This is a genomic window from Seohaeicola sp. (genome assembly GCF_048006315.1).
In the GTDB taxonomy this organism is placed as follows: Bacteria; Pseudomonadota; Alphaproteobacteria; order Rhodobacterales; family Rhodobacteraceae; genus Seohaeicola.
In genome coordinates, this window is the sequence record NZ_CP180350.1 from 2,160,629 (window position 1) to 2,186,047 (window position 25,419).

Consider the following 25,419-nt stretch of genomic DNA (forward strand, 5'->3'; position numbering starts at 1 on the left):
ATCAGTCATGGGCCACACCAAGGTAGGCATCGATCACAGCCTGGTTGCTGCGCACCTCGTCGGGCGTGCCGTCGCCGATCTTCTTGCCGTAATCCATCACGACCACGCGGTCGGACAGGTCCATCACCACGCCCATGTCATGTTCGATCAGCGCGATCGTGGTGCCGAATTCGTCGTTCACGTCCAGGATGAAGCGGCTCATGTCCTCTTTTTCCTCGACGTTCATGCCGGCCATTGGTTCGTCCAGCAGCAACAGCTTGGGTTCTGCCGCCAGCGCGCGGGCCAGTTCCACACGCTTTTTCAGACCATAGGGCAGACGCGCGACCGGCGTCTTGCGGATGGCCTGGATCTCAAGGAAGTCGATGATCTTTTCCACGACTTCGCGGTTCTCGACCTCTTCACGCTCGGCCTTGCCCTTCCAGATGGCCTGCTCCAGCATGCCGCTTTTCATATGGGTCAGGCGTCCGGTCATCACGTTGTCCAGAACGCTCATGCCTTCGAAAAGGGCGATGTTCTGGAAGGTGCGGGCAATGCCCTGCTGGGCCACCTGATAGGGCTTCATCGGCGGACGCTTGGCCCCGCGGAACCAGACTTCACCCTCCTGCGGGACATAGAAGCCCGAGATGACGTTCAGCATGGATGACTTGCCCGCGCCGTTCGGTCCGATGATCGCGCGGATCTCGCCCTCGCGGATGTCAAAGCTGATGTCGGTGATCGCTTTCACCCCACCGAAGCGCAGCGTGATGTTCTTCATCTCCATCATCACGCCGCCGATCTTGCGACCGTCGGCGGTGGTGTAACCTTCTGTGCTCATCTGGTTCATTCTGCTGCCATCTTCTGCGTCGTGACGGGCTGCACCTTGGCGTCCCGGATCTCGAGCGTTGCACTGATGTATCCCTTGCGCCCGTCCTCATAGGTCACTTCCGTGCGGGTGCTGATCTTGTCGGACCCGTCGTACAGCGCGGTGATCAGATCGTGGAACTTGTCCTCGACGATGCGGCGGCGGACCTTGCGGGTGCGGGTCATTTCGCCGTCATCGGCATCCAGTTCCTTGTGCAGGATCAGGAAGCGATGGATCTGGCAGCCCGAGAGCATCGGGTCATCCGCGATCGACCGGTTCACTTCCTCGACATGGGCCTGCACCTGGGCCAGCACCTTGGGATGCCCGGCCAGTTCCTGATAGGAGGAATAGGCGATGTTGTTGCGTTCGGCCCAGTTGCCCACCGCGCTGAGGTCGATGTTGATGAAAGCCATGCAACGGTCGCGGCCATTGCCGAAAACCACCGCTTCCAGGATGTTCGGGTAGAACTTCAGCTTGTTCTCGACATACTTGGGCGCGAACAGGCTGCCATCAGCCATCTTGCCCACGTCCTTGGCGCGGTCGATGATCCGAAGATGCCCGGACCCTTCCTCGATGAAGCCTGCGTCGCCAGTGGCGACCCAGCCTTCGGGATCCTTGGTGTCGGCGGTGCTTTCGGGGTTCTTGTAGTAGTATTCGAACACACCGGGGCTGCGGTAATAGACCTCGCCATTGTCGCCGATCTTCAGCTCGACCCCCGGTGCCGGCACGCCCACGGTATCCGAGCGCACCTCGCCATCAGGCTGCATGGTGATGAACACCGTCGCCTCGGTCTGGCCGTAGAGCTGTTTCAGGTTGATCCCCAGGCTGCGATAGAAATCGAAGATCTCGGGGCCAATCGCCTCGCCTGCGGTATAGCCGATGCGGACGCGGCTGAAGCCAAGGGTGTTCTTCAGCGGTCCGTAAACGAACAGATCACCCAGCTTGTATTTCAACCGGTCCATGAAGCTGACGGGCTTGCCGTCGAGGATGGCGGGACCGACCTTGCGGGCGTGGGCCATGAAGGTGTCGAACAGCCATTTCTTCATCCGGCTGGCGTCTTCCATGCGGATCATGACGTTGGTCAGCTGGGTCTCGAAGACGCGGGGCGGGGCAAAGTAGTACGTGGGACCGATTTCGCGAAGGTCGGTGACCATCGTCTCGGGGCTTTCGGGGCAGTTCACGCAGAACCCGGCCCAATAGGCCTGCCCGACCGAGAAGATGAAATCGCCCACCCAGGCCATCGGCAGATAGGCCAGGATTTCCTCGTCCGGACCCAGCTTGTCGAAATCCGACGAGTTATGCGCGCTTTCGATGATGTTGCGGTTGCTCAGCACCACACCCTTGGGCTTGCCGGTCGTGCCCGAAGTGTAAAGCATCACGCAGGTCGAGGACATGTCCAGCTTGGCCCGGCGCTTTTCCAGTTCGGGCGTGAACTCGTCACGGGCGGCGTGGCCCTGCTCCTGCACATGGCTGAATTCATGCAGCCGCGAATGGTCGTATTTCCGGAGGCCCCGTGGATCGAGGTAGATCATGTGTTCGAACTGATGCAGGCGATCCTGCACCTCGATCACCTTGTCGACCTGTTCCTGGTCCTCGACGATGATGAAGCGTGCACCGCAATGATCGAGGACATATGCCATCTCTTCGGCTGCAGAGTCCTGGTAAAGCGGCACGGGGACCGCGCCCACGGACTGCGCCGCGACCATCGACCAATACAATTGCGGACGGTTGCTGCCGATGATGGCGACGAAATCGCCTTCGTTGACGCCAAGGTTTATCAGCCCAAGCGCGAAGTTATCCACTTCGCGCTGAACGTCCTTCCACGTCCAGGTCTGCCAGATGCCGAATTCCTTTTCGCGGAACGCGGGCTTGTCCGCGAACTTCTGGGCGTTGCGCTGCAACAGCGCCGGTATGGACACGAGTCCACCGGTCGCCTGTGACGACTGTGCCAAATCTTTCCCTCCCTTGCGCCCGTTCTCCCTCCGGGCCGGTGACCACCTTGTTCGGCGATTCTTTACCGAGTTTCGATGGTGCACCTGCTACGCTCTACGTCAACTTTTTCCTGATGATTTCCCAATTGTTACGAATTGTAACAGTCACGGGCGCGGATCGGGCACTAGGCGGGCGCGGCTTGTGGTGCTAGCCATACCCGACCAAAGGACTGACGATGACAAGCGCACCGATCGACACTGCCGCGATGACCATGGCCGGGTTGAACCTGATCCAGCAGGCGCTGTCGATCTATGACAGCGATCTGCGCCTCGTGATCTGCAACCGCCCGTTCCGCGAGATGTTCGACCTGCCGGTCGAATTGACGACCCCCGGCGCGCGGTTCGAGGACACGATCCGCTTTCTCGCGCAGCGGGGTGAATACGGACCGATCCACGATCTGGCCGAAGCCGTGCGCATCCGCGTGGAACAGGCCCGCGCCTTCGAACCGCACTACATGGAAAGGGTGCGTCCCGACGGGCGCAGCATCAGCGTCGAAGGCTCGCCGCTGCCGCAGGGGGGATGGGTCACGGTCTATACCGAGATCACACAAGTCAAACGGCAGGAAGCCTTGTTGCGCGCAAGGTCCGAAGAGTTGAGCGACAAGGTGCTGGCCTATGCCGAGGAACTGAGCGCCACGAACCGCAAGCTGGAGGCGACCGTCACCGCGCTGGAGGAAGCCAAGCGCCAGTTGACCGAAACCGAGGCGCGCACCCGCCAGACAACCGAGATGATGCCCGCCCACATCTCGCATGTCGGGCGCGACCGCTGCTACACCTTCTCGAACCGCAAGCTGGGTGTCGTCATGCCGGGCAGGCCGACGAATATCCTGGGCCTGTCCATTCACAAGGCGCTTGGCGAATCAGCCTATGCCGCCATTCAGCCGCATCTGGATGCCGCGTTTTTCGGCACCGCATCGGTGTTCGAATTCAATGACGAGGACAGCTCGCGCCGCATTCGCGCGGCGTTCACGCCGGACCGTGCGCCGGATGGACAGATCAATGGTGTCTATATCCTTTCGATGGATGTGACCGAGGAAAGCCAGGCCCGCAGCGCCCTGCAACAGACGCGGCGGCGCGAAATGGCGGCCCAGTTGACCAGCGGCATGGCGCATGATTTTTCGAACCTGCTGACGATCATCATGGGAAGTCAGTCACGCCTGCAACGCATGGACTTGCCACCGGGCGCGCGCGACCTGGTGACCGCGACACTGTCCGCGGCCCATCGCGGCGGGGCTCTGCTGAACAGGATCGGGGACATCACCGGCGCGCGCGAATGGAACCCCACGGCGGCCGACCTGCGCGCGGCGCTGTCGGATCTGGAAACTCTTGCCGCCCCTGCGCTGCCGCCCGGTATCGCGCTGACGATCCATAACGCCATCCCGCATGATGCGCTGATGCTGGATACCGGCATGTTGCAGGATTCCCTGTTGAACCTGATCCTGAATGCGCGCGACGCCTGCGGCACCTCGGGCGAGATACGGCTGGAGGTTACCCCGGTGCAGAACACCTGGGCAGAGTTCACCGTGACAGACACGGGCCCCGGCTTTTCCGAGGCTGCGCTGGAACATGCGCTTGAGCCGTTTTTCACCACCAAGGGTGGCGAAGGCACAGGGCTGGGGCTGGCCATGGTCTATGACATGGTCAAGCTGGCCGGCGGGCGCGTCGTGATCGGCAATACCGAACAGGGTGGCAAGGTCAGCCTGCGTCTGCCGCTCCGGCCTGCCGCGCTGGCGCTTGCGCCGGGCCTCGTGCTTCTGGTCGAGGACAGTCCCGACCTGCGCGTCGGTATCCGCGAGATGCTGCGCGACCTTGGCCATGCGGTCATCGAAGCCGCAAGCGTGGATGAGGCGATGGCGCTGCTGGATCAGCTGCCGGATATCGCGCTGATCCTGTCCGACATCACACTGGAGGGGCATGAAACCGGGCTGGACCTGCTGGACCGTCTACCCACAAGCCATCCGCCTTGCCGCCTGATGACATCCTTGCCGCGTGATCACCCCTATCACAAGGCCGCTGTCGCGCGGGTGCCCGTGCTGATGAAACCGTTCAGCGCCAGCGGCCTGTCGGCATTCCTGCAAGGCGGAGGCAAGACACGATGACTGCACCACTGGTCACCATCCTCGATGACGAGCCCGCAATCCGGAACATGCTGGCCCATGCCCTGACCGAGGCCGGGTTCCGTACAATGAGTTTCGGTCGCGCCACGGAATTCGAAGCCGCGCTGAAGAGTGCCACCCCGGATATTTGCCTTGTGGACCTGTCACTGCCCGATCGTGACGGGCTGACGCTGGTGCATCGCCTGGCACTGGAACAGGGCGCTGTGGTCATCATCATCTCGGGGCGGGCGCAGGTGCAGGATCGCGTGACCGGGCTGGAGCTGGGGGCGGATGACTACATCATCAAACCCTTCGATCCGGCCGAGGTCGTGGCCCGCATCCGCGCGCGTCTGCGCCGGGGCCAGCCCGTCACGCAGACCGGGCAGACAGCGCTGTTCAATGGCTGGACGGCCCATTTCGACCGGTATGCGCTTGAGGATGACAGCGGCGTCGAGACACCGTTTTCCCATGCCGAAGGTGAAGTGCTGCGCCTGTTCCTCGAGCGGCCCAAGCGCCTGATCTCACGCGCGATGATGCAGGAGATATTGGGCGGTGCGGCCAGCGACAGTTTCGACCGGGCAATGGATGTGCGCATATCAAGGCTGCGGACAAAGCTGCGCGAAGACCCGAAAAACCCGCGCCTGATCAAGACGATCTATGGCGCCGGTTACATCTTTCTGGGCGATGTGGCCTGGACCGGATAGTCTGACCAGCGTCAGTGCGCCTTGCACAGGTCGGGCAAGGCGCGCGCCATGACCTCAAGGCCCGTCAGAAGATCGGCCTCGTCCGTATCCTCGGCAAAGGCATGGCTGATCCCGCCGATCGAGGGTACGAACATCATCGCGGCCGGCATAAGGGCCGCCACGTTGGTGGCGTCATGCAGCGCGCCCGATTGCATCTCGCGCCAGCGGCCGGGAACAAGGTCTTGCGCCGCCGCACCAAGTGCCGCGCGCAACCCGCGATCCATTGCGACAGGTTCCAGACCCAGCATGCCGGAAAAGGACAGGGCCATGCCGCGTTCCGCGGCAACCTCGGTTGCGGTCTGGCGGATCACGTCCTCCATCCGCTTGAGACGCCCGGTGTCGCCATCGCGCCACTGCATGGAAAAGGTGACGCGACCGGGAACGATCGAATGTGCGCCGGGATGCAGATCGACATGGCCGATGGTCCAGACGGATTGCGGCGTCACGACGTTGCGCAGCCTGTCGTTCAGCGCGGTGTTGAAGGCCGACAGCGCCTGAAAGGCATCGCGGCGGCGGTGCATGGGCGTGGTGCCTGCATGGTTCTGTTCGCCCTCCAGCGTGATGGTCATGTCACGGATGCCGACGATATCGGTGACAACGCCAATCGCCTGCCCGGCCTCGTGCAGCCATGGCCCCTGTTCGATGTGGCATTCGACAAAGCCGGTGAACCGTGCGGGATCGATAGGTTCACCCGCCAGATGCGCCATGGCGGAACGGGCATCGGCAAAGGTGACGCCTGCGCTGTCCGTCAGCCTGTCGGCCTTGTCCAGAGGCAACTGGCCCGACCAGATCGCGCTGCCGGTGGTGACGCCAAAGCGCCCTTCCTCATCCTGGAAATTGGCCACCGATACCGCAGGGCCGCCGGCCTCTTGTGTGGCCCGCGCGATTTCCAGCGCCATGACCACGCCCAGCGCCCCGTCCAGCCAGCCGCCCTCGGGCTGGCTGTCGCTATGCGATCCTATCAGAAGCGACCGGCCCGGTGCCAGGCCGAAGAGGTTGCCCACCGCATCGAAGCGCGGCTCCAGCCCGGCGGCGTCCATCTGCCCTGCCAGCCATTCACGCGCGGCGATATCGGCACCCGAATAAGCCGGGCGCACCACGCCCTTGCCCACGCCGGACGCGCCGAACTGCCGCAACGCATGCAGATCCTTGAGAAACCGTTCGCCGTTGACCTGCATGATTACCCCCTGTTCCCGCTGGAAGGCCACAAAACCGGGAATGGTCCGGCTTGTCCAGCCGCCGCATTCGCGGTTGTCTTGGCTTGCCACGTGACCTAGGTCTGCAACGCATGCAGAGGAAGCGTTTCGATGTCACAGATCACCCTTGTTCGCCATGGCCAGGCCCAGACCAAAGCACGTGACGAGACCGGGTATGACAGCCTGAGCCCGCTTGGCCATCAACAGGCCGCCTGGCTGGGGGAACATCTGCGGGACACGCGTGAACAGATCACCCGCGTCTATTGCGGCACGCTGATCCGTCACGTCGAAACGGCCACGGCGATGCAAGCGGGGCATTACGCCGAGATCGTGCAGGACGCGCGGCTGAACGAAATGCAATTCTTCACCCTGGCCCATCTGTTCAGCGAACAGCATGGCGTCGCATTGCCGCAATCGCGCGAAGGCTTCGTGGCCTACATGCCGCAGCTTCTGATGGCCTGGGAGGCCGGAACGATCGAAGAGGCCCCCGAAAGCTTTGACGATTTCCAGAACCGTGTGGGCGATGCGATGGCCGATATCGGCATGGGCCGTGGACCTGCACTTGTCGTCACCTCGGGCGGGCTGATCGGGATGGTGTTGCGCCAGACCATGGGGCTGGGCACACCCGCCTTTGCGCGGGCCTGCATCGCGATCATGAACACCTCCGTGCATCGCCTGCACCGTCTGGGCACGGACATGGCCGTGACCCAGTTCAATGCCGTGCCCCATCTGGACCGGCCTGATCGTCAACACGCACAAACGCATCTTTAAGCCGCCCCTGCCCTTGGCTATGGTGCGCGTGACACTTCCGCCGAAAGAACAGAACCATGACACATCTGTGGGTCCGCGCCGAACAGCGCGCGAACGAAGAACGGGTCGGCCTGACCCCCGAAGGCTGTGCCGCGCTGATCAAGGCGGGCATTCGCGTGACAATCGAGGAAAGCGACGTACGCGCCATCGCCATCGACGGCTATCGTGCCGCTGGCGCTGCGATTGCCGCGCAGAACAGCTGGCCCGACGCGCCCGCCGACGCGATCATCTTCGGGCTGAAGGAACTGCCAGAAGATGGCACGCCTTTGCCGCATCGCCACATCATGTTCGGCCATGCCTTCAAGGGGCAGCCTGCCGGTCAGGACCTTCTCAAGCGGTTCAAGGCTGGAAGCGGGACGCTTTATGACCTGGAGTACCTGGTCGATGAGAATGGTCGCCGCGTCGCCGCCTTTGGCTATTGGGCGGGTTTCGCGGGCGCCGCTGTCGCGCTGAAATGCTGGCTTGCACAGCAAGAGGGCGAGATCTGCGGACCCGTCGGCGTCTATGCCGGGCGTGACGCGCTGGTGGCAGACCTGACCGCTGCGATGGGCGACATCAAGGCAGAGCCCCCGCGCGCCATCGTCATCGGGGCCCTGGGGCGCGTTGGCACTGGTGCGTCCGACCTGTGCGAGGCGATGGGGATGCAGGTCACCCGCTGGGACATGGCCGAAACCGCCAGCGGCGGGCCATTTCCGCAGATCATGGAACACGAGATCTTCCTGAACTGCATCCTGGCGCGGCCCGGCACGCCTGTTTTCGTGCCGGCGACGGCAACCACAGACCCGCGCACCCTGACCGTGATCGGCGATATCGCCTGCGATCCGACCAGTGATTTCTCGCCCATCAAGGTCTATGACCGCACCACCACATGGGCCGAACCCGCGTTGCGGGTCCATGACACCCCCCCGCTGGACGTGACCGCGATCGACAACCTGCCCTCCATGCTGCCGGTTGAAAGCTCGCAGGATTACGCGGCCCAGCTTCTGCCGACACTTCTGGAACTGAATAACCTCGAAACCGGCGTCTGGGGGCGTGCGAAAGACACCTTCCTGACCCATCTGGCAAAGGTCTGACATGACGCCACTCTACATCGGCTACGCGGCCGCCATATTGGGCACGATCTGCTGGATCCCACAGGCCCTGCAGGTCTGGCGCACGCGTGACACCCGCAGCCTGTCACTTGTCGCGCAGGTCCTGTTTCTGATCACCGTGTCGCTATGGCTGGCTTACGGGATCATGATCGTCGACTGGCCGCTGATCCTGGCCAATATCGTGTCGGTGACGGCGATGATCGCCATCGTCACGGCCAAGCTGAAATTCAAGTAAGGAAAGGAAAGCCCATGACCATCCACTGGTGCGGCACCGGCCTGTCGGCCATCCCCGGCCTGCGTCGCCTGATCGAGGCGGGGCATGATGTCACCGTCTGGAACCGTTCCGTCGACAAGGCACGCAAGACGGTGGGCGATCTGACCGACCGGATCAAGGCCTTCGACATCGATGCACTTGGCGCCGAGCTGGCCAAAGGCGATGTGGTCGTGTCGATGCTGCCCGCAGACTGGCATGTGCCGCTGGCGAAACTCTGCCTTGAGAAGGACGCGCATTTCGTGTCCTCGTCCTATATCGCGCCGGAAATGCGGGCGCTGGACGATACGTTCCGCGACAAGGGCCTGTGTTCGGTCAACGAAGTGGGTCTTGATCCGGGCATCGACCACCTGATGGCGCATCATCTTGTCGCCGAATATCGCGCCTCGGATGCTTATGATGCGGCGAATGCGATCTCGTTCCTGTCCTATTGCGGCGGTGTTCCGAAGATCCCGAACGCCTTCCGCTACAAGTTCAGCTGGTCACCGCTGGGCGTGCTGAAGGCGCTGCGCTCGCCCTCGCGGTCAATCCGCAACTTCTCGGAACTGCGGGTGGATCGTCCGTGGAACGCGCTCAGCAGCTATGACGCGCCCTTGCCAACGACCGAGACATTCGAGGTCTATCCGAACCGCGATTCGATCCCCTTCATGGAGGATTACCGTTTCGATCCCGCCTGGCCGGTGCGCGATTTCGTGCGCGGCACGTTGCGGCTGAACGGATGGTCGGATGCCTGGGCCGATATCTTCGCCGAGATAGAGACACTGACCGGCCCCGAGGGCGATGCAAGGCTGAAGGACATGTCCGATCAGTTCTGGTCGGAAAACGCCTATGACGAGGGCGAACCGGACCGCGTGGTGCTTTGCGTAGAATTGAAGGCCGAAAAGGATGGCAAGACCGTCTGGCACAAGTCCTATGTGATGGATGCCTGGGGCGATGCGCGCGGCACGGCGATGGCGCGGCTTGTGTCGATCCCTGTTTCCCTGGCGGTCGAAGCCGTTCTGGCCCGCGAGATCCCGGCCGGCGTATCCGCCGCACCCTCAGATCCGCGACTTGTGACGCGCTGGATGGCCGAGATCGACAAACTGGCGCAGCATCTGCAGATCGTGGACCGCAACCCGGCCTGATCCAGCGCTGATGTCCAGATGGAAAAGCCCCGCCCGGGATGACCTGGGCGGGGCTTTTTGAACAACGGGGAGCTGTTCATCGACGCCGGGGAGGAGGCCGGCATCGGGAAGGACACTTAGCGCGGTGCGAAGGTCACGGCGGTGTTGTTGGCCGGTGCGTTGAAGCTGTAGACAGTCACCTGGCCGTCTTCTGCAATCGCCTGCTCGCGGGGCTCGAGGATCAGGGCTGCGTCGACCAGCAGTTCGGTACCTGCGGTGGCCGAGATCATGTCGCTGCCCGAGATGCCGCGATCACGTTCGAACACGGTGACGGTGGCGGCTTCGGCGCGGGTGCCCAGAATGTCATTGCTGGTTGCGATGTCACCTGCATAGGCGACGGATCCAAAGGTAGCAGCGGCGATGGCGGTCATGATGATGCGGTTCATGGTGTAACTCCGTTTGTTTCGGTTACGATCGTTTTTGATCTGAACCCAATATGACGTCGCACCAGCGCACATTCAAAACACAGCTGCTCAAGGGAATGTGTGACCGCGCCATCTTGAAGGCTGAAACTTTTCCCAGAGACGAAAAACCAGAATTTTTACTGTTTTAATACATATACTTCTGAAACTTTTTTTCCGTGCAGCCTGAAATGTTGCTAACGGCTCACGTGAATGGCATCGCAAGGAGAGGGAAATCGTGAGGCGGGACAGCCCCCTGCCTTGAGGTCAATTATCGAAAAGCCGCACTCGCTTGGTGCAAAAACGCACAAAACCTGCAAAAAGGCAGGCAATTCCAGTCCATGGATTGCCTAACCGCCTCGAATCAAATCATCTTCTTCGTCGATGGCAGACAGCCCAAGGGCATCAAGCCCGTTTTCAAGATGATCGGACAGATGCGGCGTGCCCAACAGGTAATCGGCGGTTGGAGTCGTGGCTTCCCGGGTGGCGGTGCGGATCGCCTCTTGCAGTTCTTCAGGCTCGAAAGAGCCGCGACCGATCCACATCAGGGCGACCAGACTGGTCTGTTCCTCGTCACTCAGCCGATCGATGAAGGCACGCAATTCGCCCTCGGCGCGTTTCAACTCGCGCGACATCAGAACGACCTGGGCGATCTTGTTGACTGATATCTCCAGCATGGCAGGGATCCTCCTGTTGGCACTATGCCAGACAGTGGTGATCCCTCCAAACGGAAGCGTCCTTGATCTCAGGCAAAGAGGCGGTAATACATCCAGTCCGGCATGAACTGGGACAACCGGAACAGCCAGCTGAACACGGTGGGAAAGCTGCGCTTGAAGCGGGTTTCGTCGTTCATCAACTCGAACATGTCCTGCGCGGCCTCTTCCGGCTCCATCAGGAATGGCATCCGGAATTCGTTCTTGTCGGTCAGGCGGGTCCGGATGAAACCGGGGTTAGCCACCTGCACACGCACGCCGGTCTTGCGCAGATCGGCATAGAGGCTTTCGGCCAGGGACATCGTGCCGGCCTTCGACGCGGCGTAACCGATCGCGCCGGGCAGGCCGCGAAACCCGGACAGTGATCCGGTGATGACGATATGCCCGGAGTCACGTTCCACCATCTGCGGGATCACGGCACCGACAGCGCGCACGGCGCCGGTGAAATTGATGTCGGCCATCGCCTCGGCCTGATCGGCGTTCCATTTCTGCGCGGGCATCGGCCAATAGACCCCGGCCAGGTATACCATCCCGTCGATCTGCCCGACCTGCGCGGCCGCCTTTTCGACGCTGACCCGGTCGCCGACATCGACAGGCACGAAAGAAGCCTTGCCCGGCAATTCGGCCACCAGCGCCCTGAGACGATCCTCATTGCGGGCGGAAACGATCACTTCCACACCGGCGCTGCTCAGCTTGTGGGCAAGAGCCGCGCCCAGCCCCTCGCTTGCGCCGATCAGCCAGTACCGCTTGCCCTGCCAGTTCATCATTCCGCATCCACCTTGCGCATTGTCGCGACCAGCTCGGCCACGGGAATCCCGAATTTGCGAAACTGGCTGCGGTTCATCACCGTGCCGTTGGGCGCAAGATACATCCAGTCCACGGTATCGAGGACATGGCCGCCCGATTCCTCGGGCAAACGGATCCGGTATTTCAACTGCACGGCCGAACCCGACATCTGACCGCTTCCCGGTGTCACAAGATCGTCGGCATCCGCCTTGATCTGCCCGTCATTGCCGATTTCCAGACGCCATTCGCGATCCTGCGTTGCACCGCTGTCATAGATGAAATGCTCGCGCATCACGCCACGGTTTCCGTCCCACCGCGCTTCGAACTTGCCGACGAAGCGCGATGTGACGCGGCCCAGCGGGCCATAGATCACGCCTTCGCACAGGATCGGGCCGTTCAGATGTTCGCGCAGGTCAAACTGGGGCGCGCCACCTTCATAATCTTCCGGGGCCTGGGAGGTGAATGACCAGAACCGTGCCTTGGCCCAAAGCGCGCCAAGGACCAGAGCCATTCCAAGAAGCATGAAGAGAAGAGAATCCGCCATCTAGTCCTCTTTCCAGTTGGTTGTGGCCAGCAGGCCAATGGCAAGCAGTTTCAGAAGGCAGGGCACAAGCCCGTAAGCCAGGCTGAGCGCCAGAAGTGCGTCATCGGAATTGTCGGTCCCGGCGCGAAAGCCGGCGGCTTCCAAGGCGGGCAGCAGGGCAATCGCGGCAAAGGCCAGGGACAGTTTCGACACGAAGGACCACAGCCCGAAAGCGCCGGATGCACCCGGCGCGATCCGCGCCATGCGTGCGGCAAAGATCGCGGGCAAAAGCGTCATGTCCGCGCCCAGCGCCGCACCCGACGCAATGCAGATGATCGCGAAGGCCAGTGTATCACCAGCCCCAAGGGTCAAGGCAAAGCCAAAGGCCGAAATGGCAAGGACCATGCCCGCCATGAGCACCCTTTTGGGTCCATGGACCTCGGCCGCCCTGCCCCAGAACGGGGTTGCAACGGCTGCCGACAGAAAGAACAGCAACAGGAACGGGCCTTCCCAGCCGGGGGCGGCAAGCCTGCTTTCGACGAAGAACAGGAACAGGGTGGAACTGACGGCGACGGGCGCCGCGTTGACCAATGCGATAAGCAACAGCCTCCGCGCGAGGGGATCGCGCAGGACCGGCAGCATGCCCGCCTCGGCTGTGTCGTGCGTGCCCGCCCACTGATGACGCATCAGCCAGACGGCGCCGAGGCCAAGAATGGCAAAGCCAAGGGCAAAGCCCTCGAACCCGCCCAGGGCCACGGGCGCCACGGCTGCCACGCAAACACCCAGAAGGGCGCCGGTCTCACGCCACCGGGCCAGCCTGATGTGGCCTGCGGGCCCCATCGTTCCGGCGGTCTGCACACCCTGAGCATAGAAACAGATGGTCAGGAAACTGAAAGCCGAAAAGACGCCCGCCAGCATCAGCGCGAACCAGATCAGCGGCGCGACCGGCGGTGTGACGGCGAACAGTCCCAACATTGACGCCACCATGAGGGCAACGCCACCCGCAACAGCCAGCGCGCGCTGATGCCGCAACGCACCGGCAAGCCGTCCCAGCAGTGGATCCTGAACCACGTCAAACAGGCGCAGGCCGAATAGAACAGCACCCAAGGCTGCCAGCGACACGCCGTATTCATCCACATAAACCTTGGGGGCGTGGATGTAGATCGGCAATCCGGCCGCCGCCAGAAGGGCCGCAAAGACCCCGTAGGCTGGCAGTGCGGGCGCCGCGGGCAATGTCGCGCTCAGCGTGTTCACCTGCTGACCTCTTCAATGGGCGGTTCGGGGCGGGGTCGATAGGCCACGCCTTTCCACCACAGTTTGACCGCTTGCCAGTGGATGAGCGCCAGAACCCGCCGCGATCCGAAGGGGCGCCGCAAGGCGGCACCCAGGATGCCCATGCTGGTCAGGGGTTTGCGCGCGCCGACAAGTGTCGCGATCACGCCGCCATTTCCGCCGGTATAGTCGATCCAGATCCCGATCCGGTCCGCGCGGATATCAAAGCGGAACTCATACCCGCCCTCGACCGGCTGAAAGGGGCTGACATGCATCAGCTTGGTGGCGCGCATCCGGTCCTCGGCCGTGATCGGGCCGTGATCATCGCGATGCACCAGGTAGGAATGACGATCTCCGAAGGTGTTCGTCACCTCGGCGATGACGACGCGCAGATCATCCTGCCCATCGCGGCAGAGCCAGAAGGACACGGGGTTGAACACATGCCCCATGACACGCGGCTGTGTCAGAAGTTCGATCCGGGCCGGTTCCTCGATCTCATGCGCGGCCAGCACATCGCGCACCCAATGGGCACCGCGACCTTGCTTCGGCGGCCCGCCATGATCGCTGTCCCAGACCGAGGTCAGGTTGCCACGATTGCGCCCGAAAAGGGTGGGCGCGCCCTGCGGATGCTCTGCATCCAGCAACAGGTAGTCCACCCCGTAGCGGAAGGCGTTTTCCACGCCACCCTTGCGCCCATGCCAGGTATGGCCGGCGATATGGTCGATCCTTGTCACTGGGCAGCCACCAGTGCCACGTTGTTGCGCGACAGCGCCTCGACCACGTCCACTGCGCTGGCCAGCCCGTCCTCGTGGAAGCCGTGACGCATCCAGGCACCGCAGAACCATGTGTTGCGCGTCCCGTTCGCCGCGCGCACCCGCTCCTGTGCCGCAAGCGCCGCCATGTCATAGACCGGATGGCGCAGTGTGACCTGGTCATAGATCAGGTCTTCGCGGATGGAACGGGTGCTGTTCAGCGTGACGAAATGGGGATCATCCTGCGGGATCGGCTGCAGCGAGTTCATCCAGTAGGTCAGGTCGATCTTGTCGGTGTCCTTGTCCATGATCTCGGTATAGTTCCAGGACGACCAGACCACCTTGCGCTGGGGCATGACGGCAGGATCGGCATGCAGCACGATATCATTGGGCTGATAGGCGATGGCGCCCAGGTTTGCCTTTTCCTCGGGCGTGGGATCGGCCAGCAGGCGCAGGGTGTCGTCGGAATGGGTGGCAAAGATCACCTCGTCGAAGGCTTCCCATTCGCCGCCCTGCACCTTGATCTCGGCACCCAGATGCGGACGGCGGACGGCGTCAACCGGCGTTCCCAGGCGGAATGTCACGCCCTGCGCACGCATCGCATCGCCCAGGCGACGCACATATTCGACCGACCCGCCCTGCACGGTGAACCACTGATGCTGGCCCGTCGTGTTCAGAAGCGCGTGGTTTTCAAAGAACTGGATCATCGCATGGGCCGGGAAGTCCATGATCTGTTCGACCGGCGTGGACCAGATCGCACCCGAGAGCGGCAGAAGATAGTAATCGCGGAACCAGTCGCCCGTCCCAAGCTGTTCCAGGAATTCACCGGTCGTCAGGCTGCGGTCCTGTGCCACGACAAGGGCCTGTGCGTTGAACTTCAGGATATCGCGCACCATGCCCAGGAATTTCGGGTTCACGATGTTGCGCTTCTGCGCGAAGAGCGCCGAAAGGCTGGTCAGCGCATATTCCAGCTGCCCCCCCTTGAGGGAGGCGCCAAAGCTCATGTTCGACTTCACCACCGGCACATTCAGGCGGTCGAACAGTGCCGCCATATGCGGATAGTTGGCATAGTTGAACACGATGAAGCCGGTATCGACCGGCTGGTCACCATTCTTGCCGGCAACGATGGTGCGGGCATGGCCGCCCAGTCTTGGTTCGGCTTCGAACAGGGTTACATTATGGGTATCGGCCAACATGTGCGCCGCCCCCATGCCTGAAATTCCTGCTCCGATGACGGCAATTTTTCTTGGGGCAACGCGGCCCGCTTCGAATGGCATGTGGGTATGACTCCGGTCGACGTGAATTCGAATTTTGATGGGAATACGCAGTAGATCGCGTTTTGGATGATTTACAGAAAAAATCACATGCGCGGTGATCCAGACGCCGCATGCCCCCGTAATGATCGATATGTTAAACCTGGTCGACCCTTCGGAAGCAAATGTCGCCTCGTCCCCGCCCGCCCTGCGTGGTAGGACTGTGGCAAAAGCAGATTTGTCCGCGAAGGCGAAGCCATTGGCCATGAAGACAAAATACGATCCAACCGACTGGATCACCCATATTGCCCGGATCAGGGAAGACCAGGACCAGGCGGCTTTCGCCGAACTGTTCCAGTACTTCGCGCCACGGGTGAAGGCATTTCTGATGCGATCCGGGGCTGATGCAACCCTGGCAGAAGAATGCACACAGGAGGTCATGGCGACGCTCTGGCAGAAGGCGCATCTGTTCGATGCGTCCCGCGCCTCGGTTGCTACCTGGGTGTTCACGATCGCACGGAACCGGAAGATTGACGCGCTGCGCAAACAGCGGCGCCCCGAACCCGAAGACCTCGACTGGGGTCCCGAAGAAGAGCCGGTTCAGGAGGACATCCTGAGCCTGCAACAGGAAAGCGAACAACTGGGGCGCGCGATCGCCGCCCTGCCCGATAAACAGAGGGAACTGATCGAAAAGGCCTATTTCGGCGATTTGTCGCATAGCGAGATCGCAGAACAGACCGGGTTGCCCCTTGGCACGATCAAATCCCGCATCAGATTGGCGTTGGACAGGCTTCGCCACGCAATGAAGTGATAATAAAGATGCATAACGTGAAACATCATCTGACAGACCAACTGCTGATGGCTTATTCGGCAGGCTCCCTGCCCGAGGCGTTCAACCTGATCGTGGCGGCACATGTGTCTATGTGTGACGAGTGCCGCGCGCAACTTGCAAGCTTTGACAGCGTCGGCGGCGCACTTCTGGACGGAACCGACAGTGAGCCCGTATCGCAGGAATGCTTTGCCGAGACGATGCGACTGATCTCGTCGGGTGCGCTGCGCCCCGAAAAGCCGTCGTCGCCATGTGCGGACACAAAGGCCATCCTACCGGCGCCCGTGCGCGAATATGTGGGCGGTGATGTCGACAAGGTGAAATGGAAACCGATCGGCATGGGCGTGAAGCAGGCGATTTTGCCGACCTCCAAGGATGCTTCTGCGCGTCTGCTTTATATCCCGGCAGGTGCTGCCGTGCCGGATCACGGGCATCGCGGGATGGAATTGACGCTTGTTCTGCAAGGCGCCTTTGTCGATGAGACGGATCGCTTTGCCCGTGGCGATATCGAGATCGCGGATGAGGAAGTGACACATACCCCCGTTGCAGACATCGGCGAGGATTGCATCTGTCTTGCCGCGACCGATGCGCCCCTGCGGTTCAACAAGCTGATCCCGCGCATCGCGCAGCCGTTCTTTCGCATCTGACACGGCGGCACATTTCAACGCATGGGGCGGTCCACAGGGGCCGCCCTTTTTCGTTCACGGCTCGCGCCGTTGCCCCTGCGCAAGAACAAGGGGTGGCTGGTCACCATCGACTTCGGGAATGACATCCTCGAAATCGAAATTGTCGAGGCGTTTGGCCCGGCGTCCTGCCTTGTCGGCGCTGACCTTGATATCCGCGATATCGCGTGCGGCCTGGCCGAAATGGCGATCCAGGTTCTCGACCCTTTGGCCCAAGCGTTCAACGTCCTGCGACAGCAGACCCAATTCGCGCCGGATGGCGCCGGCCTGCTCGCGCATGCGGGCGTCCTTGAGGATCGCGCGCATGGTGTTCAGCGTGGCCATGCAGGTCGTGGGCGACACGATCCAGACGCGGGCTGCAAATCCCTCTCGGACCAGTTCGGGGAAATTGGCGTGCAATTCGGCATAGACCGCCTCGGAGGGCAGGAACATCAGCGCACCGTCAGCGGTTTCACCCTCGATGATGTAACGCTCGGAAATCGCCTTGATATGACCACGCACGGACTGGCGCAGCAGGCTGGCCGCGCGATTCAGGTCACCGGGATTGTCCGCGCGCCGCAACGCCTCATAGGCTTCCAGCGGGAACTTGCTGTCCACCACGATCGGACCGGGGGGATTGGGCAGATGAATCAGGCAATCGGCCCGCCGCCCGTTCGACAGCGTGGCCTGCATCCTGTAGCTGTCGGCAGGCAGAGCCTTGCCGACAATATCGTGCAACTGGATCTCGCCGAAGGCACCGCGCGTCTGCTTGTTCGACAGGATGTCCTGCAGAGACAGCACATCGCCCGACAGCTTGGTGATGTTGTCCTGCGCCTTGTCGATGGCAGCCAGCCTTTGCTGCAATTCACCCAGCGACTGCGCGGTGCGGCGTGCCGATCCATGCAGTGTTTCTGTCATCTGCCCCGTGACATGCGCCAGCCGCTGCTCCATCAGGCGCATCATCTGCGCCTGCGCGGCCGCCTGCGCCTCGGCGACATGGGTCAGACCGCCTGACAGTTGCTGCTGACCATCGCCCAGCCCCTGCACGCGCGACGCCATGTAGGCCATCTGTTGCGCCAGCGGTTCCGCCAGCCTTGCCGACCGTGCGGCGGCGCGCAGGGCAAGGATCAGCAACACAAGCACCAGCAGCGCCAGCAGCATTCCTGCCAGCGCCAGCATCACCGCCGGATCATCCAGCGCATAGCTCTGACCACCCAGCGTGATCATCGCCGCCCGAACAGCCGCTCGATATCGGCCAGCTTCAGTTCGACATAGGTGGGACGGCCATGGTTGCACTGACCGGAATGGGGGGTGGCTTCCATTTCGCGCAGCAGGGCGTTCATCTCTTCGGCGCGCATGCGGCGACCTGACCGGATAGAGCCGTGACAGGCGACACGGCTGAGGATCGCTTCAAGCCGGGTCTGGATGCCGGTGCTTTCCCCCTGATCCGCAAGTTCGTCGAGGATATCGAGGATCATGGCCCGCGCATTGACTGCCCCCAGCAGGGCAGGTGTTTCGCGCACGGCGATGGCCCCACCACCGAAGGGTTCGACCCCCAGGCCAAGGCGGGCCAGATCATCGGCATGATCCAGCAGACGCGCGCAATCTGTCGGCGACAGCTCGACGATTTCGGGGATCAGCAGGGCCTGTGCCGCGATGCCATTCTCGGCCATCTGACGTTTGAGGCGCTCGTAGACCAGCCGTTCATGTGCGGCGTGCTGATCCACGATGACCATGCCCGTGTCGGTCTGGGCGATGATGTAGTTTTCATGCACCTGCGCGCGGGCCGCGCCCAGCGGCAGCGCGGTTTCCTCGACCTCTGGCGCGGTCTCTTCGACCCTCGCCGCATAGGTCGTCGAGGGCATCTCGGCAAACCCGGGCGACTGCGCTGCATAGGATGCCTGCCGCGCGGCAAGGCTGGGGCGATCCATCTGGTAGACGCGGGCCGGTTGATGGGGTGCGGCAGGTTCCGGGCGAAATGCACCCAGGGTCGCCGCCGCAACCGTGGTCGAGGCACGATGTCCCGCTTCGGCCAGCGCATGACGCAGAGCGGTGACGATCAGGCCCCGCGCCATGCCGGGATCGCGAAAGCGGACCTCGGATTTGGCGGGATGGACGTTCACATCCACCATCTGCGGATCACAGTCCAGAAACAGCGCCGCCGCCGGGTGTCTGTCGCGGCTGAGGAAATCCGCATAGGCCCCGCGCAACGCTCCGATCAACAGGCGGTCCTGCACCGGACGGCCATTCACGAACAGGAATTGCGCCACGGATGATCCGCGCGAATAGGTGGGCAAAGCGGCATAGCCAGTCAGATGAAACCCTTCGCGTTCCGCGTCGATCCGCAGGGCGTTGTCGGCAAAATCGCCGCCCAGAACACGCGCCAGCCGCCCGTGCAGCGCATCGAACAGGTCGCCGGTTTCACCGTCCGCCCGGAACAGTACCCGCCCATCGCCCCCGCCCGAGACGTCGCGCAGCGTGAAGGACACGAATGGCTCGGCCATGGCCAAGCGCTTGATCACATCGCTGATCGCCTGCTGTTCGGCCCGGTCCGAACGCATGAACTTCAGGCGCGCAGGCGTGGCGTAGAATAGATCGCGCAGCTCGACCACGGTACCTGTCGTCAGGGCGGCGGGCTTGACGGGGCCGATCTTCCCGCCCGCAACAGTGATCTGCGCTGCATCCTGCCCGCCTGTGCGGCTGGTGATGGTCAGGCGGCCGACCGCCCCCAGCGATGGCAGCGCCTCGCCACGAAAGCCGAAGCTGTGGATGTTCAGAAGGTCCGAGCCGTCGATCTTGGACGTGGCATGACGCGACAGCGCCAGCGGCAGATCATCCGGCGCCATGCCGCAACCGTCATCAGTGACACGGATCAGGGTCTTGCCACCATCGGCCAGCGCGATGTCGATCCTGCGTGCGCCGGCATCCAGCGCGTTTTCCACCAGCTCCTTGACCGCCGACGCGGGACGCTCCACCACTTCGCCTGCCGCGATCCGGTTGATCGCTGCCTCGTCAAGTTGCCTGATGACAGGGCGGTTTTCGCCTATCTTGGGGTTCGGATGTGCCATGCCGCAAAACCTAGCATGGCCTGATCCGATTCGACCACCATCCAGCAGCGCCTCAGCGCAGATCAGCCACCCGTGGCCGCCTTGTACCATGCCACGATCGCCGCGCGCTCTTCTGCTTCCATGTAGGACAGGTTCGCGGGTGGCATCGCATGGCTGATGCCTGCCTGCAGATAGATCGCGCGCGCCGCGCCAGCGATATGCGCCTCTGTGTCCAGACGCACGCCTTTGGGCGCCCAAAGCAGCCCCTCCCAGAACGGCTCGGCCGCGTGGCACATGGAACACCGCCCCATCACGATGTCATGCACCTGCTCGAAACCTTCGGCCTGGGCAAAGCGCAGGGCGGCCCCCTGCGCTTCCTCTGGTGCATCCGAACGGAACATCGGCGCGGTGCTGAGCCACATGATCGCGATGAAGATCAGAACGGTGGCCGCCCAGGTCCATGTGGGGTTGCCGATGCGTGCGTGCATCGAATTGAAGTAATGGCGGATCGTGACGCCCATCAGGAACACAAGGCTGGCGATGATCCATGTGTTGTCGGTGGCGAAAGCCAGGGGATAGTGGTTCGACAGCATCAGGAAGATGACGGGCAGCGTCAGGTAGTTGTTGTGCGTGCTGCGCTGCTTGGCGATCTTGCCGTATTTCGGATCGGGTTTGCGCCCGGCGATCAAGTCCGCCACCACGATTTTCTGGTTGGGGATGATGATGAAGAAGACGTTCCCGCTCATGATCGTGGCGGTGAAGGCCCCCAGGTGCAGCATGGCGGCACGCCCCGAGAAGACGCTGGTGTAGAAATAGGCCATCGCCACCAGCACCACGAACAGCGCCAGCATAAGCCCGGTCTGGTTCGCATCCACGAAGACCTTGCAGAGCGTGTTGTAGACAAGCCAGCCAAAGGCAAGCGAGGCCAGCGACAGGCCCACGGCCTGCCAGGTCGCCAGTTCCATCACGGCAGGGTCGATCAGGTAGAATTCGGCCCCCAGGTAATAGACAAGAACCAGCAGGAAAAAGCCGCTCATCCAGGTCCAGTAGCTTTGCCATTTGTGCCAGATCAGCCCGTCGGGCATGTTCGCCGGGGCCACCAGGTATTTCTGGATGTGATAGAAACCGCCGCCGTGCACCTGCCATTCCTCGCCATCGGCGCCCGAGGCCAGGTTGCGGTCACGGTGCAGGCCAAGGTCCAGCGCGATGAAGTAGAAGGAAGACCCGATCCAGGCGATTGCCGTGATCACGTGCAGCCAGCGCACCGCGAATTCAAGCCAGGCACCCATTGCGGCCAGATCATACATCACGCTCTCCTTCGGGCAGGGGTTTCGATCAGGCTATCGCAGCATCAACTTGTTTGTTAATCCTGCGAATGACGGGAACAGTTTCAAGCAAAGACTGATAATGGCCTATGTGAACAACATCAGAATGTTCCTGCGTGTCTTCGAATTGGGCAGCATGAGCGCGGCGGCCCGTGACCAGCGCACGTCCCCCGCCGTCGCGTCGGCCCGCATTGCGGAGCTTGAAAAGCATTTGGGGGTGCGCCTGTTCAATCGCACCACCCGCGCGCTCAACCCCACGGAACACGGACGCCTGTTCTATGACGGGGCGGCCCGCATCCTGCAGGCGATCGACGAGGCGGAAGCCGAGGTCATGGCCGCCACGCAATCGCCGCGCGGGACCTTGTTCGTGGCAGCCCCCCTTGGCGTCGGACGCCGATTTATCGCGCCTGCAGTTCCGGGCTTCAAACGGGACTATCCCCAGATCGACATCCGCCTGCGCCTGTCGGACCGGGTGATCGACGTGACCGGCGAAGGTCTTGATCTTGCCTTTCACCTTGGCCCCCTGACGGATAGCGACCTCAAGGTCAGGGTCATTGCCGATTGCCCGCGCGTCCTGTGTGCGGCACCCGACTATATCGCGCGGCGCGGGATGCCGGCAGATGGGACAGCACTGGTGCGCGACCGGCATGACTGCCTGAACCTGCGGTTTCCGGGCGCAAAGGAATTCCAGTGGACCTTGCTGACGAGAGACGGCCCCAAGCGTTTCGAGGTGACAGGCCCGCTGGAATCCGACGATGGCGATGTCCTGACAGGCTGGGCGCTTGACGGGGCGGGAATCGTGATGAAGCCGATCTTCGAGGTGGCCGAACATCTGCGACGCGGCGCGCTTGTGCCCGTGGCAACCGCAACACCGCCCTTGCCCACGCAGTTGGCTTGCCTCTCGCCCAGCCGAAAATATCGTGATCCCAAGGTCCAGCGCTTCACCGAAGTGATGATCGCCCATTGCAAGGACGCCCTGGCAAGCCTTGATATGTCATTGAAACCAGATAACCCTGAAAGGACTGAGTGATGAAATCCGAAACCGTCGGCGATGCCGTGTTCGAGACCTGGACCGCAGAGGAACTGGCTGCGGCCTTCAACCGGAACGAGGTGGTGGTCATCGATGTGCGCACGCCGCAGGAATACATGTTCGAACATATCGAAGGCGCGCTGCTGATGCCGCTGGCCTTCTTCAATCCCCACAAACTGCCGGGTCAGTCCGACAAGCGAATCGTGTTCCATTGCGGATCAGGCGTGCGCAGCGAGCGGGTCAGCCGCGCCGCGATCGAGGCGGGTGTCACCCGCGTCGCCCATCTGGAAGGCGGGTTCGCCGCATGGAAAGCGGCAAAGCAACCCTACATCGGGACAAACATGGCGACAGGCGCGCCGCAACCCGTGTCCTGATCAAGGACCGGCGCCGGACCAGCCGATCAAGGCCGGTCCGGGCCGGTGCCGCAAAAACCACGCGTTACCTTGCAGAAAACGCCGCATCCTGGCTGCCGCCGGTCCGACAGCATCGCGGATGCTACGGATCAGCCGGGTTGCGGGCCGTCCATGGACATGCCTGTCCGGCGCCTCATCTTGACCCGAAAACCCCTGACAGCTGGTTAACACCCGTTTCTTCTTGCCTGAAATATCCTCGGGGGGGCGTCCCGCAGGGACGGGGGGGCAGACAGCCCCCCAGCACCATTTCCACCTGCCTAATACAAAAAACCCGGGCGCGGACGCCCGGGTTCCCTGTCGTGCTGATCTCTCGGGAGGAAAGGATCAGCCCTTTGTGAATTCCGGATAGGCTTCCATGCCCAGTTCCGAGACGTCCAGGCCGTTGACTTCGGCCTCTTCGCTGACACGGATCCCCATGGTGGCTTTCAGGATCAGCCAGACCACGGTGCTGACCACGAAGACGAAGGCGCCGATGATCGCGAAGCCGATGATCTGGGTCACGAAGGAGGTGCCTTCCGTGTAGAAGGGAACCGCCAGGGTGCCCCAGAAGCCTGCGATCAGGTGCACCGGGATGGCGCCGACGACGTCGTCGATCTTGAGCTTGTCCAGGAAGGGCACGGCCAGGACCACGATCACGCCACCCACGGCACCGATCCAGAGCGCGCCGAACAGGGTCGGGTCAAGCGGACCTGCGGTGATCGAGACCAGACCGGCCAGGGCGCCGTTCAGCACCATCGTCAGGTCGACCTTCTTGTACATGATCTGCGTCAGGATCAGCGCGGCAACCGCACCGGCCGCAGCGGCCATGTTGGTGTTGGCGAAGATGACCGCAACAGCGTTGGCGTCAGCCTCGGTGCCCAGCGCCAGCTGCGAGCCGCCGTTGAAGCCGAACCAGCCCAGCCACAGGATGAACGTACCCAGGGTCGCCAGTGCCAGGTTGGAACCCGGCATCGGGTTGACGCGGCCATCCTTGTACTTGCCCAGACGCGGGCCGAGGATCAGCGCACCGGCCAGGGCCGCGAAGCCACCTGCGGCGTGGACCAGGGTCGAACCTGCGAAGTCGGAGAAGCCCATCTCGGACAGGAAGCCGCCGCCCCACTGCCAGGATGCTTCGATCGGGTAGATGAAGCCGGTCAGGATGACGGTGAAGATCAGGAAGGGCCACAGCTTGATGCGCTCGGCCAGGGTGCCCGACACGATCGACGCGGTGGTGGCGCAGAACATCAGCTGGAAGAAGAAGTCGGAGCCGGTCGCATAGCCGGTTTCCAGCGCGGGATCGCCGCCGATATCAGCGGTGGCGAAGATCGGGCCAAGCATCCCCTGCATCCACCAGCCGTCGCCGGGGTACATCAGGTTGTAGCCGACCAGCCAGTACATGATCGCCGCAATCGAAAAGAGCGCAATGTTCTTGGTCAGCTGCGTGGTCACGTTCTTGGACCGCACGAGGCCCGCCTCGAGCATGGCGAAGCCTGCCGCCATCCAGAACACGAGGAAGCCGCCGATCAGGAACAGCAGGGTATTGAAGATGAAGGCGTTGTCCACGGCCGCTGCGGCCTCGGACGTATCCTGCGCAAGGCCCATCACCGGCACGATAGCCAGTGCTGCGGCAAGCGGCAGCAATTTCAAAGATTTCATGTCCATGTATCCTTTCCCCCGGCGCGGTTCAGACCGCGTCCTCATTGGTTTCACCGGTCCGGACGCGCACGGCCTGTGCCACATCCAGAACGAAGATCTTGCCGTCACCGATCTTGCCGGTCTTGGCGGTTGCGGTGATCGTGTCGACGACCTGGTCGGCCATGCCATCGTTCACCACGATCTCGAGTTTGACCTTCGGCACGAAGTTCACGGCATATTCGGCACCGCGATAGATTTCGGTATGGCCCGACTGAGATCCAAAGCCCTTGATTTCAGTGACCATCATGCCGCGCACGCCGATGTCGGTCAGAGCTTCACGGACCTCCTCGAGCTTGAACGGCTTGATCGTTGCAATGATGAGTTTCACCTGTGTCCCCTTCGTCTGGAGCGGGATAGGGCCCGCATGTTGCAGTTGCAGAAAAGCGGTTTGAGGCTGGATTCTGAAAGACCGCGCAGGGAAACCGGTCCCGGAAACCGGAGCAAATGTGCAATTTTTGTGCGATATAGGTTTTTTGACTATTTATTGTGCAAAACAAAAAGCCTTGAGCCGCGTCGCAAGGGTCAACATTTGCCCAA

At 62.3% G+C, this 25,419-nt stretch carries 25 protein-coding genes; 10 read left to right on the top strand and 15 right to left on the bottom strand.

All coding sequences use genetic code 11. The annotated features are described in order from the left end of the window. Nucleotide 1 precedes the first annotated feature (1 nt). Nucleotides 2–823 (bottom strand): ABC transporter ATP-binding protein, encoded by an 822-nt coding sequence (locus ACMUJL_RS10935; protein WP_375568297.1) that lies wholly within the window; start codon nucleotides 821–823, stop codon nucleotides 2–4. Further along, on the bottom strand, nucleotides 820–2,793 hold the full coding sequence (locus tag ACMUJL_RS10940; RefSeq protein ID WP_375568295.1) for an AMP-binding protein: 1,974 nt from the start codon (nucleotides 2,791–2,793) through the stop codon (nucleotides 820–822). The genes ACMUJL_RS10935 and ACMUJL_RS10940 overlap by 4 nt, the downstream gene beginning before the upstream one ends. Nucleotides 2,794–3,008: 215 nt before the next feature. On the opposite strand from ACMUJL_RS10940, the gene ACMUJL_RS10945 reads away from it, so the two are divergent. Both ACMUJL_RS10945 and ACMUJL_RS10950 read left to right on the top strand, forming a co-directional pair. Beyond that, the gene (locus ACMUJL_RS10945) at nucleotides 3,009–4,931 is read left to right on the top strand and encodes a PAS-domain containing protein (RefSeq protein WP_375568293.1); all 1,923 of its coding nucleotides are present in this window, start codon (nucleotides 3,009–3,011) and stop codon (nucleotides 4,929–4,931) included. Continuing rightward, on the top strand, nucleotides 4,928–5,632 hold the full coding sequence (locus tag ACMUJL_RS10950) for a response regulator transcription factor (protein ID WP_375568291.1): 705 nt from the start codon (nucleotides 4,928–4,930) through the stop codon (nucleotides 5,630–5,632). Before ACMUJL_RS10945 ends, ACMUJL_RS10950 begins: the two co-directional genes overlap by 4 nt. Nucleotides 5,633–5,643: 11 nt before the next feature. On the opposite strand, the gene ACMUJL_RS10955 is transcribed toward ACMUJL_RS10950, so the two are convergent. Further along, on the bottom strand, nucleotides 5,644–6,849 hold the full coding sequence (locus tag ACMUJL_RS10955) for a hydantoinase/carbamoylase family amidase (protein WP_375573941.1): 1,206 nt from the start codon (nucleotides 6,847–6,849) through the stop codon (nucleotides 5,644–5,646). Nucleotides 6,850–6,978: 129 nt separating this feature from the next. Between ACMUJL_RS10955 and ACMUJL_RS10960 the strand changes: the two genes are divergently transcribed. The 4 genes from ACMUJL_RS10960 to ACMUJL_RS10975 are packed head-to-tail and all read left to right on the top strand — an operon-like array spanning nucleotide 6,979 to nucleotide 10,163. After that, on the top strand, nucleotides 6,979–7,638 hold the full coding sequence (locus ACMUJL_RS10960) for a histidine phosphatase family protein (RefSeq protein ID WP_068287947.1): 660 nt from the start codon (nucleotides 6,979–6,981) through the stop codon (nucleotides 7,636–7,638). 56 nt (nucleotides 7,639–7,694) lie between these two features. Continuing rightward, on the top strand, nucleotides 7,695–8,750 hold the full coding sequence (locus tag ACMUJL_RS10965) for a saccharopine dehydrogenase (RefSeq protein ID WP_375568289.1): 1,056 nt from the start codon (nucleotides 7,695–7,697) through the stop codon (nucleotides 8,748–8,750). 1 nt (nucleotide 8,751) lies between these two features. Then, nucleotides 8,752–9,003 carry a SemiSWEET family sugar transporter gene (locus tag ACMUJL_RS10970; protein ID WP_068287952.1) on the top strand — a complete coding sequence of 84 codons (252 nt, stop codon included), beginning with the start codon at nucleotides 8,752–8,754 and terminating at the stop codon, nucleotides 9,001–9,003. Between the two features lie 14 nt (nucleotides 9,004–9,017). Beyond that, nucleotides 9,018–10,163 (top strand): saccharopine dehydrogenase family protein, encoded by a 1,146-nt coding sequence (locus ACMUJL_RS10975; RefSeq protein ID WP_375568287.1) that lies wholly within the window; start codon nucleotides 9,018–9,020, stop codon nucleotides 10,161–10,163. Nucleotides 10,164–10,279: 116 nt separating this feature from the next. Here ACMUJL_RS10975 and ACMUJL_RS10980 read toward each other — a convergent pair whose 3' ends face one another. The 7 genes from ACMUJL_RS10980 to ACMUJL_RS11010 form a co-directional block, all read right to left on the bottom strand. Further along, complete coding sequence (locus tag ACMUJL_RS10980; RefSeq protein WP_375568285.1) at nucleotides 10,280–10,588, bottom strand: hypothetical protein; 309 nt, start codon at nucleotides 10,586–10,588, stop codon at nucleotides 10,280–10,282. Between the two features lie 365 nt (nucleotides 10,589–10,953). Beyond that, entirely contained in the window at nucleotides 10,954–11,280 is a 327-nt protein-coding gene (locus ACMUJL_RS10985) for a DUF3775 domain-containing protein (RefSeq protein ID WP_375568283.1), read from the bottom strand. 68 nt (nucleotides 11,281–11,348) lie between these two features. Then, nucleotides 11,349–12,083 carry an SDR family NAD(P)-dependent oxidoreductase gene (locus ACMUJL_RS10990; protein WP_068287962.1) on the bottom strand — a complete coding sequence of 245 codons (735 nt, stop codon included), beginning with the start codon at nucleotides 12,081–12,083 and terminating at the stop codon, nucleotides 11,349–11,351. After that, a complete protein-coding gene (locus ACMUJL_RS10995; RefSeq protein ID WP_375568280.1) occupies nucleotides 12,080–12,646 on the bottom strand; it encodes a DUF3833 family protein in 567 nt (188 codons plus the stop codon). The genes ACMUJL_RS10990 and ACMUJL_RS10995 overlap by 4 nt, the downstream gene beginning before the upstream one ends. After that, nucleotides 12,647–13,879, bottom strand: a complete 1,233-nt coding sequence (locus tag ACMUJL_RS11000) for an MFS transporter (protein WP_375568278.1) — start codon at nucleotides 13,877–13,879, stop codon at nucleotides 12,647–12,649. Further along, nucleotides 13,876–14,631 (bottom strand): DUF1365 domain-containing protein, encoded by a 756-nt coding sequence (locus ACMUJL_RS11005; RefSeq protein ID WP_375568276.1) that lies wholly within the window; start codon nucleotides 14,629–14,631, stop codon nucleotides 13,876–13,878. The genes ACMUJL_RS11000 and ACMUJL_RS11005 overlap by 4 nt, the downstream gene beginning before the upstream one ends. Then, nucleotides 14,628–15,926, bottom strand: a complete 1,299-nt coding sequence (locus ACMUJL_RS11010; RefSeq protein ID WP_375568274.1) for an NAD(P)/FAD-dependent oxidoreductase — start codon at nucleotides 15,924–15,926, stop codon at nucleotides 14,628–14,630. The genes ACMUJL_RS11005 and ACMUJL_RS11010 overlap by 4 nt, the downstream gene beginning before the upstream one ends. A gap of 241 nt (nucleotides 15,927–16,167) precedes the next feature. Here ACMUJL_RS11010 and ACMUJL_RS11015 point away from each other — a divergent pair, with 241 nt between their 5' ends. Then, entirely contained in the window at nucleotides 16,168–16,713 is a 546-nt protein-coding gene (locus tag ACMUJL_RS11015; RefSeq protein WP_375573939.1) for a sigma-70 family RNA polymerase sigma factor, read from the top strand. 8 nt (nucleotides 16,714–16,721) lie between these two features. Further along, nucleotides 16,722–17,378, top strand: coding sequence for a ChrR family anti-sigma-E factor (locus ACMUJL_RS11020; RefSeq protein WP_068287972.1), 657 nt, complete (start codon nucleotides 16,722–16,724; stop codon nucleotides 17,376–17,378). Between the two features lie 54 nt (nucleotides 17,379–17,432). On the opposite strand, the gene ACMUJL_RS11025 is transcribed toward ACMUJL_RS11020, so the two are convergent. The 3 genes from ACMUJL_RS11025 to ACMUJL_RS11035 all read right to left on the bottom strand — a co-directional run bounded on the left by ACMUJL_RS11025 (nucleotide 17,433) and on the right by ACMUJL_RS11035 (nucleotide 21,747). Beyond that, nucleotides 17,433–18,620 (bottom strand): DNA recombination protein RmuC, encoded by a 1,188-nt coding sequence (locus ACMUJL_RS11025; RefSeq protein WP_375568270.1) that lies wholly within the window; start codon nucleotides 18,618–18,620, stop codon nucleotides 17,433–17,435. Beyond that, nucleotides 18,617–20,461: a DNA mismatch repair endonuclease MutL gene (mutL, locus tag ACMUJL_RS11030; protein ID WP_068287976.1), complete on the bottom strand. Its 1,845-nt coding sequence runs from the start codon at nucleotides 20,459–20,461 to the stop codon at nucleotides 18,617–18,619. The genes ACMUJL_RS11025 and mutL overlap by 4 nt, the downstream gene beginning before the upstream one ends. Before the next feature lie 62 nt (nucleotides 20,462–20,523). Then, nucleotides 20,524–21,747 carry a urate hydroxylase PuuD gene (locus ACMUJL_RS11035; RefSeq protein WP_068287978.1) on the bottom strand — a complete coding sequence of 408 codons (1,224 nt, stop codon included), beginning with the start codon at nucleotides 21,745–21,747 and terminating at the stop codon, nucleotides 20,524–20,526. A 100-nt stretch (nucleotides 21,748–21,847) separates the two neighbouring features. On the opposite strand from ACMUJL_RS11035, the gene ACMUJL_RS11040 reads away from it, so the two are divergent. Beyond that, nucleotides 21,848–22,795, top strand: a complete 948-nt coding sequence (locus tag ACMUJL_RS11040; RefSeq protein WP_375568268.1) for a LysR family transcriptional regulator — start codon at nucleotides 21,848–21,850, stop codon at nucleotides 22,793–22,795. After that, nucleotides 22,795–23,169, top strand: coding sequence for a rhodanese-like domain-containing protein (locus tag ACMUJL_RS11045; RefSeq protein ID WP_068287985.1), 375 nt, complete (start codon nucleotides 22,795–22,797; stop codon nucleotides 23,167–23,169). The genes ACMUJL_RS11040 and ACMUJL_RS11045 overlap by 1 nt, the downstream gene beginning before the upstream one ends. A gap of 363 nt (nucleotides 23,170–23,532) precedes the next feature. On the opposite strand, the gene ACMUJL_RS11050 is transcribed toward ACMUJL_RS11045, so the two are convergent. Together ACMUJL_RS11050 and ACMUJL_RS11055 are read right to left on the bottom strand one after the other, a co-directional pair. Next, nucleotides 23,533–24,843 carry an ammonium transporter gene (locus ACMUJL_RS11050; RefSeq protein ID WP_068288617.1) on the bottom strand — a complete coding sequence of 437 codons (1,311 nt, stop codon included), beginning with the start codon at nucleotides 24,841–24,843 and terminating at the stop codon, nucleotides 23,533–23,535. A 28-nt stretch (nucleotides 24,844–24,871) separates the two neighbouring features. Further along, nucleotides 24,872–25,210, bottom strand: a complete 339-nt coding sequence (locus tag ACMUJL_RS11055) for a P-II family nitrogen regulator (protein ID WP_068287987.1) — start codon at nucleotides 25,208–25,210, stop codon at nucleotides 24,872–24,874. Nucleotides 25,211–25,419: the final 209 nt, after the last annotated feature.

What these genes read in the sequence shown, in the direction of transcription:
- mutL (WP_068287976.1), bottom strand. Translation starts at nt 20,461, where the DNA reads ATGGCACATCCGAACCCCAAGATAGGCGAAAACCGCCCTGTCATCAGG.
- ACMUJL_RS10970 (WP_068287952.1), top strand. Translation starts at nt 8,752, where the DNA reads ATGACGCCACTCTACATCGGCTACGCGGCCGCCATATTGGGCACGATC.
- ACMUJL_RS10945 (WP_375568293.1), top strand. Translation starts at nt 3,009, where the DNA reads ATGACAAGCGCACCGATCGACACTGCCGCGATGACCATGGCCGGGTTG.
- ACMUJL_RS11010 (WP_375568274.1), bottom strand. Translation starts at nt 15,926, where the DNA reads ATGCCATTCGAAGCGGGCCGCGTTGCCCCAAGAAAAATTGCCGTCATC.
- ACMUJL_RS10965 (WP_375568289.1), top strand. Translation starts at nt 7,695, where the DNA reads ATGACACATCTGTGGGTCCGCGCCGAACAGCGCGCGAACGAAGAACGG.
- ACMUJL_RS10985 (WP_375568283.1), bottom strand. Translation starts at nt 11,280, where the DNA reads ATGCTGGAGATATCAGTCAACAAGATCGCCCAGGTCGTTCTGATGTCG.
- ACMUJL_RS11015 (WP_375573939.1), top strand. Translation starts at nt 16,168, where the DNA reads ATGAAGACAAAATACGATCCAACCGACTGGATCACCCATATTGCCCGG.
- ACMUJL_RS10995 (WP_375568280.1), bottom strand. Translation starts at nt 12,646, where the DNA reads ATGGCGGATTCTCTTCTCTTCATGCTTCTTGGAATGGCTCTGGTCCTT.
- ACMUJL_RS11020 (WP_068287972.1), top strand. Translation starts at nt 16,722, where the DNA reads ATGCATAACGTGAAACATCATCTGACAGACCAACTGCTGATGGCTTAT.
- ACMUJL_RS11045 (WP_068287985.1), top strand. Translation starts at nt 22,795, where the DNA reads ATGAAATCCGAAACCGTCGGCGATGCCGTGTTCGAGACCTGGACCGCA.
- ACMUJL_RS10960 (WP_068287947.1), top strand. Translation starts at nt 6,979, where the DNA reads ATGTCACAGATCACCCTTGTTCGCCATGGCCAGGCCCAGACCAAAGCA.
- ACMUJL_RS11025 (WP_375568270.1), bottom strand. Translation starts at nt 18,620, where the DNA reads ATGATCACGCTGGGTGGTCAGAGCTATGCGCTGGATGATCCGGCGGTG.
- ACMUJL_RS11040 (WP_375568268.1), top strand. Translation starts at nt 21,848, where the DNA reads ATGGCCTATGTGAACAACATCAGAATGTTCCTGCGTGTCTTCGAATTG.
- ACMUJL_RS10950 (WP_375568291.1), top strand. Translation starts at nt 4,928, where the DNA reads ATGACTGCACCACTGGTCACCATCCTCGATGACGAGCCCGCAATCCGG.
- ACMUJL_RS10975 (WP_375568287.1), top strand. Translation starts at nt 9,018, where the DNA reads ATGACCATCCACTGGTGCGGCACCGGCCTGTCGGCCATCCCCGGCCTG.
- ACMUJL_RS10980 (WP_375568285.1), bottom strand. Translation starts at nt 10,588, where the DNA reads ATGAACCGCATCATCATGACCGCCATCGCCGCTGCTACCTTTGGATCC.
- ACMUJL_RS10990 (WP_068287962.1), bottom strand. Translation starts at nt 12,083, where the DNA reads ATGATGAACTGGCAGGGCAAGCGGTACTGGCTGATCGGCGCAAGCGAG.
- ACMUJL_RS11035 (WP_068287978.1), bottom strand. Translation starts at nt 21,747, where the DNA reads ATGTATGATCTGGCCGCAATGGGTGCCTGGCTTGAATTCGCGGTGCGC.
- ACMUJL_RS11050 (WP_068288617.1), bottom strand. Translation starts at nt 24,843, where the DNA reads ATGAAATCTTTGAAATTGCTGCCGCTTGCCGCAGCACTGGCTATCGTG.
- ACMUJL_RS10935 (WP_375568297.1), bottom strand. Translation starts at nt 823, where the DNA reads ATGAACCAGATGAGCACAGAAGGTTACACCACCGCCGACGGTCGCAAG.
- ACMUJL_RS10955 (WP_375573941.1), bottom strand. Translation starts at nt 6,849, where the DNA reads ATGCAGGTCAACGGCGAACGGTTTCTCAAGGATCTGCATGCGTTGCGG.